Below are 12,750 nucleotides of genomic sequence, written 5' to 3'. Positions count from 1 at the left end.
TTTGGAGAAAGTTCATGCTTAAAGTCGTTTTGATTTTAGTGGTCATTTTCAGCATCATTTTACTGTTGTTTTTATTGTATCAGAGCCAGAAAATGCTACGTCATGTACAGAAACAGCAGGCTTTGGAAAATAAATTGAATGGTAAAGCTCGCCAACTACATCCAAAACTGCAACAGCAAAAAAAACCTCAGGATTAACTGAGGTTTTTTATTGCAATGGGTTTGCTGGCACCAAATTCAAAACGATCTGGCCAGTTACAGACATCTGCAACGATACATTCCCCACACTTGGGTTTACGTGCGATGCAGCAATAACGGCCATGTAAGATCAGCCAGTGATGAGCATCTATAATAAATTCTTTCGGAATCACTTTAATCAAGCGATCTTCCACTTCTAACACGTTTTTTCCAACAGCCAAACCTGTTCGATTACCTACCCGAAAGATATGCGTATCGACAGCCATCGTCGGTTGACCAAATGCCGTATTTAACACTACATTCGCTGTTTTACGTCCTACACCGGGTAGTGCTTCTAATTCTTTGCGTGTTTCTGGAATTTGACCTTGATATTGATCGACCAAGATTCGGCAGGTTTTGATGACATTTTCAGCCTTAGAATTATACAAGCCAATGGTCTTGATATATGATTTTAAACCATCAATTCCAAGGTCTAAAATGGCTTGAGCGGTATTAGCAACAGGATATAGTTTATCCGTGGCTTTGTTGACACTCACATCAGTCGCTTGAGCAGACAGCAAGACCGCAATCAGTAACTCAAAAGGAGAGGAGTAGTTCAACTCGGTCTGTGGATGTGGTCTTTGTTCACGTAAACGTTCAAAAAAGGTCTGGATCTGCTTTTTTGTCATATTCTTTACGGACATTTAGACCTCCTGCAATTCAGTTAAACGTTGTTGTAAGGCAAGCAATTGGGCTTGCTTTGATTCATCAGCACGAACACTTAACTGCTTTTCTAATTTTTTAATCTGTGTACGTACTTTTGCAAGTTCGATTGTTGTTTTTGCATCGAGCGTTGGACTTTCTTTCGGCTTATCCACTAAGGTTATCACGGGAACATTATTGAGTGCCTGAGAAAATTGGGCGAAGAACTCCACATCAATTTCAGCACGCACAATGGGCCCTTTACGATTTAATCGACGTTTTTCTTCACGTTGGATATGCGCGTAATAACGATGTCTTAAATCATCCTGTTCAGCACGACGTAACTCAGCTGTAGGCATGGGTTTAGTGTCAGCCACCAGATCAATACAATCAACAGGACACGGTGGAATACATAACTCACAACCTGTACACAGATCGGTCAAAATGCTGTGCATCAACTTGCCGCTACCAATAATGGCGTCTACAGGACAGGCACTGATACATTTGGTACAACCAATACATTCATCTTCACGAATCACCGCTTTAATCCGTTGCGGTCGACCATCTCGCTGAATTTCCCAAACACTGGGTTCTGCTTTGAGTGGTGGACGCTCTAATAAGGTTGCTAGTGCATCTGCAACGGGTTGTCCACCAGGCACACATTTATTGGCATCTTCACCCTCTGCAATTGATTTTGCGTAAGGCAAGCAGCCATCACGATGCCCACATAAACCACATTGTGTTTGTGGTAACAGTTGGTCAATTTGGACAATAAGCGCGTGTTGTGCAGTTGCGGACATGTATCGAGGATGAAGCAAAAAACAGGGAGCTTAGTATAGCAAATAATGATTTATTGCGGCGCAGCAATCTCAAAATATCCAGATAGATGAAAAGGTCTTGTGCTTAAAAATAGTGCTTTAATTGATTTCTTTTAGTGCGATTGAGTTTGTGGAACCATCTGACTTTCTGTAATAACGTGACTTTTTCTACATTTTTGACCTTTATTTAGTATATAAATAATGAATATTTACCAACTTAAGATTATGATTTTAATTAATAAAAATAGTTAACCCTAAAAATAATATTGTGATGAAATAGTAATCTGTATTTAATAGGTGAAAACTCTATTTTGGTGCATTTTTCGCACCAAGATAAATCACTAACTCGGGGGTGAATGTTGAAATACAATAGCTTAAATGACTTTCTGGATTATGTTAAAGCTAGAGATCCATATCAACCTGAATTTTTACAAGCGGTCGAAGAAGTCATGACTAGTTTGTGGCCATTCATTGAGAAAAATCCGAAATATGCTCAATATGGCTTGTTAGAACGACTGGTTGAACCTGAGCGAGCGATTCAATTTCGTGTATCGTGGATGGATGACCAAGGTCAGACCCATGTCAATCGTGGTTTCCGTGTGCAATATAACTCGGCAATTGGTCCATACAAAGGGGGAATGCGCTTTCATCCTTCTGTGAACTTGTCCATTTTAAAGTTTTTAGGTTTTGAGCAAACATTTAAAAATGCTTTAACGACCTTGCCAATGGGTGGTGGTAAAGGTGGTTCAGATTTTGACCCAAAAGGTAAATCTGAAGCAGAAATCATGCGTTTTTGCCAAGCCCTGATGTTGGAGTTGTACCGCCATCTTGGTTCAAATACCGATATTCCTGCTGGAGATATTGGTGTCGGTGGCCGTGAAGTTGGCTATATGACCGGGATGATGAAGAAGTTAAGTAACGACACATCATGTGTGTTTACTGGCAAGGGTATTTCTTTTGGCGGGTCACTGGCTCGCCCTGAAGCAACAGGTTACGGTACAGTTTATTTTGCTGAAGAAATGCTAAAAACCCGTGGCGATAGTTTTGCCAATAAAACGGTATCAATCTCAGGTTCAGGCAATGTGGCGCAATATGCTGCCGAAAAGGCCATGTTCTTGGGTGCGAAAGTGGTGACCTTGTCGGATTCAAATGGTACGGTCTATTTAAAAAATGGATTTTCCAAAGCCTTGCTCGATGAAGTGATGGAACTGAAAAATGTTCAACGTGGGCGTATGTCAGCGTTTGCATCAAAGCACGGTTTTGAATATTTCGAGGGTAAAACCCCATGGCATATTCCAGTCGATATTGCTCTGCCATGTGCAACGCAAAACGAATTAAATGCGGATGATGCAGTAACGCTATTGGCGAATGGCGTGATATGTGTGGCAGAAGGCGCGAATATGCCATCTACACTTGAAGCAGTTGAAAAGTTTGTTGCAGCGAAGATTTTGTATGCACCTGGTAAAGCTTCAAATGCGGGTGGCGTTGCAACATCTGGTCTTGAAATGTCGCAAAATGCCAATCGTCTAGGTTGGTCTTTTGAACAGGTGGATGAGCGTTTACATGCGATCATGAAAGAGATTCACCGTAACTGTGTTAAATACGGTACTCAGGAAGATGGTTCAATTAACTATGTCGATGGTGCCAATATTGCTGGTTTTGTAAAAGTCGCTGATGCCATTTTAGCGCAGGGTATTTATTAAAAATCTCTAAAACTCCCTCTTTAATCAAGAGGGGGCTTAGCAAAAAAAATCCGATGACAAAGCATCGGATTTTTTATTTCTATAATGAAATTATGGTTTTTTCACAATTTCTTGTTCAACAACCATATCTAATACGTCTGCAATGCTTGATTGGTCAGCAGCAGGGTTTTTAATGTCAAAGCGTTTAACACGTACGATCACACGTTGTTGTGGATTGTGTTCAAAACCTTCGATTTGACCGTAGTAAAGTGACCAGTTTTTATCTGCGTAAGTTTTTAAACCTTTGTCATCATATTTAATTTCACGAACTTGCATACAAGTTTGCGGTGCAACGCCTGTGCAAGATTTAGTTTCTGGTGAAATTTCCAAGAAAATAGTTTTACCTTCAGACTGGTATTTTGCTTCAGGTGTCATTTTACCTACGAAAGTATATTTTTGACCTTTGGCATCAGCGATGACTAAAGTCGGTTGTTCTGGGTTGCTTGCATTTACTTCAAAAGCGATTTTACGTTTTTGTAAAAGCTCACCAGCAAATTGTTCTTGCTTCATTAGCGCAGGATCACAAGCCATTAATGTTGATGCACCGTCACCCGTAGTGATCAAACCATTTTCAACTTTCCATGAAGTATTTAAGCGGTTACAACCTGTGTCTACAGATAAACGATCATTCGCCAAGAAGCTTAATACGATTGGACGTTTAGTATCAGCAGGTTGATATGACCATGTGTAGTTGGTTAATGCATTGCTATCAGCCACTTTTGCACCTGTAAATACATGCTTTTGACCTTTGCCATCAGTAACAGTCAAAATTGCTTGACCATTTACTGTGCTAACTTCAAATGGTACTTTTTTCTCGCTGAAAATATCAGAAGATAAACGCTCTTGTTGCATTAAATCATCAGCACAAGCCATCATGGTTGATACAAGTGGTGAAGTGACAATGCTATTGCCTTCAACTTTCCAAGTACCACCTTGGTTATTACAACCGGTTTGGATTGCAAGTTTTTGGTCAGCGTTAAAAGATAAAACTAAAGGTTTAGATGCTTTAGAACCTTGGTAAGTCCAATTATATTCAGTTAAGTTTTTTGCAGCAGTTGTATTAATTTGAGAAATTACATTATCAGTCACATTTTGCACTGTTTGGCACGCCATTAAAGAAAGTGGAAGTAATGCAAGAACTAAATATTTGATTTTCATATTCAAAACAACAGTAAATAAATAACAGTCATAAGCTTAAAGTATTCTTAAAAAGAGAACATGTCATCCTTTTAGCAATTAAGTTTGTTAAATGTTTCTATTTGTAAATTTTAAGAAAATATAGCAGATTTATAGGCTTGCCTTTATTTTAAGCAAGCCCATTTTATTTTTATGTGATTTAGTTGGATATTTAATCAAAACGATAAATATCCATACCGAGAGAACCCATGGAGAAGCTGCTATGTACAATATTGAAGCGAAAGCCTGTGCCCATAGCAAAAAATAAAGGTGCAAGATGTTCAAGAGTAGGGTGGTTGCGCTTGATATAAGGAAGCGTTGGCCAGTCCAATACAGCATCGTAGTCTTGATGCGTAAGTTTACTCACAACGGTATTGCGGAAGGTGCTGGCCCATGTTGGTACGTCTGCATCTGCTTGCCATGACAGTTCTGCAAGGTTGTGGGTAATACTGCCCGAACCAATCAACAGAATTTGTTGTTCACGTAATGGAGATAGAATTTGTCCAATTTTGTAGATCTCATCTGCATTCATATCGATCGGCAATGAAATCTCAATCACAGGGATGTCTGCATCTGGATACATATGCAATAGAGGCATCCAAACACCGTGATCACGTGGGCGTGTACTATTTGCATGTGCAGCAATCTCTGCTTCGGCAAATCGTGTAAGAATTTCTTCTGCCAGTTTTGGCGCACCTGCGGCTGGGTAGTGGATGTTATACAGTTCAGGTGGAAAACCACGGAAGTCATGCCAAGTTTGTGGTCGTGTTGATGTATTGACCTCTAAGGCTTGGCTTTCCCAATGTGCCGACATCACCACAATGGCTTGAGGTTTAGGCAGGTTATTACCCAAGCGATGAAGTGCAGGTCCCACTTGTTCAGGATTAAGGGCAAGCATGGGTGAACCATGGGAAATAAATAATCCGGGTAACGTCTGGAGATCCATAAATAAGCACCTGAGAGGGAATACCTCATTATCGTGACAAAACTGGCATCAGAATGACAGCCCTGAAACTTCAACATGTTGTTCTAAAATCAGAACAGTTTTACGCCCGATGGTAAGGGTGGTTATGATTAATTGTCATGGCTCGATATAGTTGCTCAATCAGCAAAATACGCACCATGGGGTGAGGCATAGTCAATTTTGAAAGTGACCAATGCCAAGCAGCAGCTTTACGAACCGCATCGGAATGTCCATCAGGACCGCCAATTGCAATCGCAATATCATTGCCTTCAAGCATCCATTGCTTCATGGTATCCGCAAGTTTTTCGGTACTCAATTCACGACCACCCACTTCTAAAGCAATCAAGGTTTCATTGGATTTGAGTGCATTAAGAATGCTTTCACCTTCGATTTGACAATATTTCAAAATATCTGCTTCAGAGTCATTTTTACCGCGCTTTGCCATTGGAAGCTCAACGACCTGAGTCTGTACAAAAGGTTGAATACGTTTGAAATAATCTTCAAATCCAGTCAACACCCAAGCAGGCATTTTTTGACCAATGGTGAGAATGCGGATTTTCATAAGGCATGTGCGATTGAGGAAATGAACAATATTATAAACGCTGTTGTCTCTTCCATGCAGGCAAGTGCGGTTTATCTTGTCATAAAAAATACAAAAAACAGCGATAGAGTACTCATAAAAAACGCAGCTCAAAACGCGTATGAGCTGCGATCAAAGTGCCATCCGTCTGGAGTTCGGATGGCGCTAAAATGAGTTCATGAGTCAAATTTAGCCTTTGTTTTTATCGACTCTATTTTATTATGCCGTATGTTGGTTATTTTTCAACCATATTGTGTAACAAAAAAAGAGAGCCGAAGCTCTCTTTTTATTTTCAACTATTTAGCAGATTAGTGACGTGCCGCCTTTGCATCTTCGACTGGTTTCACAATCGGTGTTTTCGGCAAAGGCTTTGGTGTATCCGTCAATGCTAAAGGTAGGATGTCATCAATGCTTTTCACCGCTTTGATTTCTAAGCCTTCTTTTACATTGTCTGGGATCTCAGCCAAATCACGAACGTTATCGTGTGGGATGAAAACCAGTTTAATTCCACCACGGTGAGCTGCAAGAAGTTTCTCTTTTAAGCCACCAATACGCATCGCACGACCACCAAGACTTGTTTCACCTGTCATGGCAATGTCTGGACGAATCGCAATACCAGTAAATGCTGATACAAGTGCAGTCGTGAGTGCCAGACCCGCTGATGGACCATCTTTTGGTGTTGCACCTTCAGGTAAGTGAACATGCACATCCGTTTCTTCAAAACGAGAAGCTTCAATACCAAGTTCATCAGCACGGGTACGTACAACAGTCATTGCTGCGGTAATTGATTCTTTCATGACATCACCGAGTGAACCCGTCGTAATGAATTTACCTTTACCTTTTACTGCCGCAACTTCAATGGTGAGTAATTCACCACCCACAGAAGTCCAAGCCAAGCCATTTACACGACCTACTTGTGCTTCATCTTCGGCAATACCAAAGTCAAACTTGTGTGGACCTAAGTATTCTGGAAGATTTGCAGAAGTAACATCAATCTGTAAATTTTTCGACTTTTTGCTGACCGCTTCTTTCACAACTTTACGGGCAATTTTAGACACTTCACGTTCTAAACTACGGACACCTGCTTCACGTGTATAACGTTGTACGATGTCACGGATTGCTTCTTCGTGAACAGTCAATTCTTTTGCACGTAGACCATTGTTCTTGATTGCTTTAGGAACAAGGTAACGTTCAGCAATATTCACTTTCTCATCTTCGGTATAACCCGGAAGACGAATCACTTCCATACGATCCAGCAAGGCTTCAGGGATATTCATACTGTTTGCTGTACAGATGAACATGACTTCTGAAAGGTCAAGATCAAGATCTAAGTAATGGTCATTGAACTTGCTGTTTTGTGATGGATCAAGTACTTCAAGCAATGCTGAAGCTGGATCGCCACGGTAGTCTTGCGCCATCTTGTCAATTTCGTCGAGCAAGAACAATGGGTTCTTGACACCAACTTTTGTCAACGATTGCACGATTTTACCTGGCATTGCACCGATATAGGTACGACGGTGACCACGAATTTCAGCTTCATCACGTACACCACCAAGTGCCATGCGGACAAACTCTCGACCTGTTGCTTTTGCCACAGATTCACCAAGCGAGGTTTTACCCACGCCCGGAGGGCCAACCAAACAGAGGATCGGACCTTTGAGTTTTTTAACACGAGACTGGACCGCCAAGTATTCAACAATACGATCTTTTACATCATCTAAGCCGTAATGATCGGTATCTAGAATTTCCTGTGCTTTAGCAAGGTTAATGCTGACTTTGCTCGCTTTATTCCAAGGCGTATCTAAAATCACTTCTAGATAGTTGCGAACAACAGCAGCTTCACTCGAAGCAGGTTGCATTGCTTTAAGTTTACGAAACTCAGCTTCAGCTTTTTTGCGTACGTGTTCAGGTAAATCTGCTTCTGCAAGACGTTTTTCAATTTCAGCAACGTCATCTTCAGCACCGCCATTCATATCGGAAAGTTCACGCTGAATGACTTTCATTTTTTCATTTAGAAAGTATTCACGTTGGTTCTTTTCCATTTGGCGTTTTACACTGTCATGCAGCGTTTGCTCAATTTGCTGTTCAGCAGATTGATTCATCAAATAGCTCATTAACTCTTGCAAGTGAGCTTCAAACTCGTCGTGCTCTAAAAACTTTTGTTTTACTTCAATATTTAAAGGCACACGAGTTGCAACGAAGAACATCAATTGCAATAAGTCTTCGATTTTATTTGCTGCTGCAACGAGTTCACGTGCATTACGCAATTTCGCTTCTGCATATTGAGCGAATAGGGTACGTAATTCATTTAAGCGAGTCTCTTGGGTCTCTTGGTCCAAAGGCAATGTCATTGGGCTTAAATGATGCTCAGCTGTTAAGTATTCTTCGCCATCAATAATGCGTTCGAGTTTTGAACGATGCAGGCCTTCAATCAGTACTTTGATGCAGTTTTCATCATTCTCATGATTCACCACTTGTACGATTTTAGCCACAGTTCCATATTGATAGAGATTATCGTGATCAATTTCTTCTGTGAGCGAATCTTTTTGCGCAACTACAAATACTAAATTGTCACTGTTACGAGCCACATCCACTGCATTGATCGATTTTTCACGACCCACAAATAGCGCGATTTGCATATGTGGATAGACCACAACATCACGTAATGCTAAGAGTGGTAATACACTTGGAACCTGTGGCTCTAAGCTAGTTTCATTATTTAAAATATATTCAGACATGGGCACTCCTAATGAGTGACAACGGTGTTGCCATGTTTTTTATAGTGATGTGCATTTCAAAAAATACAAGGGGTTTTGATTAGAAAATATAAAAAAAAGACTAAATTACTCAAGATTCATTGCGGAAATAAGAAAAACAGAGGGCTACCGTTTGAAATAATAGAATTTTTTAGGGCTAAGCAATCCATCCAGAGGTTGATCCCATTTTTGTTTTGATAAGAGGTGCTCTACATATTGAAATTTATGTGCGAGACCAAGACGATAAGGGAAATGCGTCGCAGTCGCGAGTGTTCGATCATAATAGCCACCTCCCATACCGATTCGTGTTCCCTGATGATCACAAGCCAATAAAGGCATGATGAGCAAATCTAAGTGTGAAACATGCCGACCTCGACTGGCCATCGGTTCTTTCATACCGAGTGGATGGTGGGAAAAACGTTTATTTAAATATTGTCTTGCACTTACTCTGACCCAGACTAAATTCTGATTCATATTACAGATCATAGGTAAATAGACCTGTTTTTTTCGTTGAAAACAAAGCTTGATGAGTTTGTGAGTATGAACTTCGCCAAAGGCGTGTAGATAGAGGCCAACTTTTTGTGCAGCTTTAAATCGAGGGGAGTGATTAAGTTGTATTAAGACTTGTTGTTCAGCTTTATTTTGCTCAAAAGCAGAGAGTTGCCTTCTTTTTGAGCGAAGTTGTTTTCTTAATGAGTTTAGGGTAGGGCTCATAAAGTTTTAAAACCAATCCTGATGGAAGCAATCATACTTGATTTATTCAATAAATTCTAAAATCAAAGATTCTGTTATTTATAAGTAAAATTTCAAACTCATAGTGTTATTTGTATTTTTTCTAATAAGTGTTATTTCAATAATTTATTCCAATAATTAATGTGAATTTTAGGCATTGCAAATTATTTTATTATTTATTATGGAGCTATTACTCTATTTTTCATGTTCTTTATAAAATAAAACAAAAGCAAAACAAAATAAAACAATTTTATATTTTTGTGATTTAAATCATATATTTGTTTATGTGATTTAAATGTAAATATGAGAAATATGTCTCATATTTTTAATAATAATATTTACTGAATCTTTACCAATTTACTCGATTTTATTAGCATCCGCGACTCTTTTTCGGCACCGAAACTAAAAATGCTTATTGGCATTTTTAGACCATCAATAACTGTTGTAATGATCTGAGAATTTTTATGAATAAAGTCTATAAAGTGGTTTGGAATGCATCAATTGGCGCATGGGTTGCAACGTCTGAACTTGCAAAAAGTAAAACAAAAACTAAATCTAATGTTCTCAATCTGTCAGCTGCTATTTTAGCTGGGGCAATTAGTTTTTCTCCTGCTGCATTTGCGGCAACGAATATTGAGGGTGGTACAGGTTCTGGAACCTCTATATCTGGAAATCGATGTGCTGAAGGGGCTGCAAGCACTTCTGGTAACAGAGATATTGCAATTGGATGTGGCGCACAAACTCAGGGAAGTGGTAATTCAAATATCGCAAATCGTCAAAACCCCCATAATAATTCAACGGGTGCATTTGCTGGTGCGATGAAACAAGGGGGTTCAGTCAGCGTTGGTACAGGTTCAACGGTTGAACAGAATTTTGGTACTGCAATTGGTTCTTATGCAACGACGAAAGGTATTGCTGCTGTTGCAATTGGTACGGCTGCACTTTCAACGGGGAATACATCTTTAGCCATTGGTCGTCAATCAGCAGCAACAGCAGATTATGCACAAGCACTTGGTAATGTTGCAGCAGCAACAGGCAAAGGGTCTTTAGCAATTGGTCATTCTGCAACAGCAGAAGGCTATCGCGCAATTGCAATTGGTTCGCCTGATATCGAAAATGCTGGTTCAGTTGCGGGCCAGGCAGGTGCTGAATATCAATCAAAAATGGCAACGAAAGCGACAGGTAAAGATTCGATCGCATTTGGTGGTGGTGCAGTTGCAACACAAGAAAACTCGTTAGCGATTGGTGCATTCTCTGAATCTACAGGTGCAAAATCGGTTGCAATTGGTACAGGTGCAAAAGCAAAAAAAGACAATGCAGTTGTGATTGGTGACCAAGCAGAGACCACTTATGAAGGTGGTGTTGCGATTGGTAAAGGTGCGCGTTCGGAAGCTGAAAATAGTATTGCGCTTGGTAAAGATTCAAAAGCAACACAAGCAACAGAAAATAGTTTTTTAACCAAACAAGCGGCACCAACAGGCGTTTTATCTGTAGGTGATGTTGGCGCTGAACGCCGTATTCAAAATGTAGCAGACGGTGCAGTAGATTCTGATGCTGCGACTGTAGGTCAGTTAAAAGCAGCTCGTACACATTATGTGAGTGTAAATGATAATGGGGTACAGGGTGGTAACTATGAAAATGACGGTGCAAGAGGTCGTAATTCGATTGCTGTAGGCGTAAGCGCAAGTGCGACAGGTTATGATGCCGTTGTAGTTGGGTCACAAGCAAAAGGTGCAGGGATTGGTGCAGTTTCTGTAGGTAATGCAAGTGAAACCGTAGGTAGTGGTGATGTTGCGATTGGCCGTAATGCTTCAACAAAGGGAGCTGCGGGTACAGCAACAAGCTATAGCAATCAATCGATTGCAATTGGTGATCAGACAAAGGCTGTAGGTGATCAATCCATTGCGATTGGTGCCGATGTGGTTGCGCGTGGTAACTCATCTGTTGCGATTGGTGGAGATGACGTTGATAAAATTGCTCAAGATGCTGAGCTAAGTAAAACCTATACTGAAATTACGGGTGGCGTACTTAAATCTGGCCGTTATCCAACAACAGAAACCAATCATGGTTCAACAGCGGTCGGTGTTCAGGCTGTGGGTACAGGTGCATTTGCATCAGCATTTGGTATGACATCTAAAGCAACAGGCGATGCGTCATCGGCTTTTGGTGTCATGTCGAATGCCTCTGGTAAAGGTGCTGCAGCATTTGGTGCTGTCTCTCAAGCAACGGGGGATGGCGCGTCTGCGATGGGTATTAACTCAGTTGCTTCTGGTACAAATTCAACTGCAATTGGTTCTGGTAATAAACTAGGTGAAGGTGCATCAGCCACAGGTCATGGTGCAGCTGCTGTTGGTAGTGGTGCGAAAGCAACGGGTGATAGTGCTGCTGCAATTGGTAAAGGTGCTGAGGCAAGCAATGAAAATGCTGCTGCTGTCGGCGGTGGAGCAAAAGCAACAGGTAAGAACTCTGCCGCAATTGGTGGTGGTGCAATTGCAGATCAGGAAAATGCGGTAGCAGTTGGTCAAGGTGCACAATCAATGGTAGTTGGTGGTGTTGCATTAGGTGCACGCAGCCGAGTTGAAGCTGAAAATAGTGTTGCATTGGGCCAAGATGCTATTGCAACTGAAGCAACAGGAAGTTCATTCCTGACAAATCGCGATGCTTCGATGTCAAATGGTGTGATTTCTGTTGGTTCTGCTGGTAAAGAACGTCGTATTACCAATGTCGAAGATGGTTCAGCTGATTCTGATGCAGTTACCGTACGTCAGTTGAAGAACGTTGATACTCGTGTAAATCAAAACACACAAAATATTAACAATTTAGATCAAAAAATTGATGCTACGAAAACTGATTTAGGTAACCAAATCACCGATACCAACAACAAGTTGGATGATGCGAAAAAAGACTTAGGTAACCAAATTACGGATACCAACAACAAGTTAAATGACACTAAAGATCAGTTAACGACGCAGATCACAGATACCAAGACCGAGTTAAATAACACGATCAACAACACCAAAACCGAGCTGGAAAACAAAGGTCTGAACTTTGCAGGCAATGCAGGTAAGGACGTTCATCGTAAGTTGGGTGATAAGTTAAACATC

The 12,750-nt window shown here is 40.7% G+C and carries 10 protein-coding genes; 3 read left to right on the top strand and 7 right to left on the bottom strand.

Annotated features, from left to right (window positions below; all coding sequences use genetic code 11):
• Positions 1-14 precede the first annotated feature (14 nt).
• Positions 15-197 (top strand): hypothetical protein, encoded by a 183-nt coding sequence (locus F887_RS04965; RefSeq protein ID WP_005295918.1) that lies wholly within the window; start codon positions 15-17, stop codon positions 195-197.
• Here F887_RS04965 and nth read toward each other — a convergent pair.
• Together nth and F887_RS04975 are read right to left on the bottom strand one after the other, a co-directional pair.
• Positions 194-880 (bottom strand): endonuclease III, encoded by a 687-nt coding sequence (gene nth, locus F887_RS04970; protein ID WP_005183976.1) that lies wholly within the window; start codon positions 878-880, stop codon positions 194-196. The two genes, F887_RS04965 and nth, sit on opposite strands and share 4 nt — an antisense overlap.
• Entirely contained in the window at positions 881-1,678 is a 798-nt protein-coding gene (locus F887_RS04975; protein WP_005295916.1) for an RnfABCDGE type electron transport complex subunit B, read from the bottom strand. It lies immediately after the preceding gene.
• Between the two features lie 374 nt (positions 1,679-2,052).
• On the opposite strand from F887_RS04975, the gene gdhA reads away from it, so the two are divergent.
• On the top strand, positions 2,053-3,399 hold the full coding sequence (gdhA, locus tag F887_RS04980; protein WP_005295913.1) for an NADP-specific glutamate dehydrogenase: 1,347 nt from the start codon (positions 2,053-2,055) through the stop codon (positions 3,397-3,399).
• A 90-nt stretch (positions 3,400-3,489) separates the two neighbouring features.
• Here gdhA and F887_RS04985 read toward each other — a convergent pair whose 3' ends face one another.
• From F887_RS04985 to F887_RS05005, 5 genes are all read right to left on the bottom strand, one after another.
• Positions 3,490-4,596 carry an META and DUF4377 domain-containing protein gene (locus tag F887_RS04985; protein WP_005295910.1) on the bottom strand — a complete coding sequence of 369 codons (1,107 nt, stop codon included), beginning with the start codon at positions 4,594-4,596 and terminating at the stop codon, positions 3,490-3,492.
• A 190-nt stretch (positions 4,597-4,786) separates the two neighbouring features.
• On the bottom strand, positions 4,787-5,560 hold the full coding sequence (locus F887_RS04990; RefSeq protein ID WP_005295907.1) for a DODA-type extradiol aromatic ring-opening family dioxygenase: 774 nt from the start codon (positions 5,558-5,560) through the stop codon (positions 4,787-4,789).
• Between the two features lie 100 nt (positions 5,561-5,660).
• Positions 5,661-6,140 carry a 23S rRNA (pseudouridine(1915)-N(3))-methyltransferase RlmH gene (rlmH, locus tag F887_RS04995; protein WP_005145201.1) on the bottom strand — a complete coding sequence of 160 codons (480 nt, stop codon included), beginning with the start codon at positions 6,138-6,140 and terminating at the stop codon, positions 5,661-5,663.
• Between the two features lie 326 nt (positions 6,141-6,466).
• Positions 6,467-8,896: an endopeptidase La gene (gene lon, locus F887_RS05000; RefSeq protein WP_005295904.1), complete on the bottom strand. Its 2,430-nt coding sequence runs from the start codon at positions 8,894-8,896 to the stop codon at positions 6,467-6,469.
• Positions 8,897-9,040: 144 nt separating this feature from the next.
• Positions 9,041-9,628, bottom strand: a complete 588-nt coding sequence (locus tag F887_RS05005; protein WP_005295901.1) for a 5-formyltetrahydrofolate cyclo-ligase — start codon at positions 9,626-9,628, stop codon at positions 9,041-9,043.
• Positions 9,629-10,110: 482 nt separating this feature from the next.
• On the opposite strand from F887_RS05005, the gene F887_RS18840 reads away from it, so the two are divergent.
• Positions 10,111-12,750, top strand: a 2,640-nt coding sequence (locus F887_RS18840) for an ESPR-type extended signal peptide-containing protein (RefSeq protein WP_005295899.1), incomplete at its 3' end; no start/stop codon positions are given.

It is taken from the genome of Acinetobacter sp. NIPH 2100, from assembly GCF_000369805.1.
Classification (GTDB): domain Bacteria; phylum Pseudomonadota; class Gammaproteobacteria; order Pseudomonadales; family Moraxellaceae; genus Acinetobacter.
The sequence above is the reverse complement of the archived record's forward strand: the minus strand, read 5'-3'. Positions and strand labels throughout refer to the sequence as shown.

Coding starts and splice junctions, on each gene's coding strand:
- F887_RS04990 (WP_005295907.1), bottom strand. CDS start 5,560: ATGGATCTCCAGACGTTACCCGGATTATTTATTTCCCATGGTTCACCC.
- lon (WP_005295904.1), bottom strand. CDS start 8,896: ATGTCTGAATATATTTTAAATAATGAAACTAGCTTAGAGCCACAGGTT.
- F887_RS04975 (WP_005295916.1), bottom strand. CDS start 1,678: ATGTCCGCAACTGCACAACACGCGCTTATTGTCCAAATTGACCAACTG.
- nth (WP_005183976.1), bottom strand. CDS start 880: ATGTCCGTAAAGAATATGACAAAAAAGCAGATCCAGACCTTTTTTGAA.
- gdhA (WP_005295913.1), top strand. CDS start 2,053: ATGTTGAAATACAATAGCTTAAATGACTTTCTGGATTATGTTAAAGCT.
- F887_RS04965 (WP_005295918.1), top strand. CDS start 15: ATGCTTAAAGTCGTTTTGATTTTAGTGGTCATTTTCAGCATCATTTTA.
- F887_RS04985 (WP_005295910.1), bottom strand. CDS start 4,596: ATGAAAATCAAATATTTAGTTCTTGCATTACTTCCACTTTCTTTAATG.
- F887_RS05005 (WP_005295901.1), bottom strand. CDS start 9,628: ATGAGCCCTACCCTAAACTCATTAAGAAAACAACTTCGCTCAAAAAGA.
- rlmH (WP_005145201.1), bottom strand. CDS start 6,140: ATGAAAATCCGCATTCTCACCATTGGTCAAAAAATGCCTGCTTGGGTG.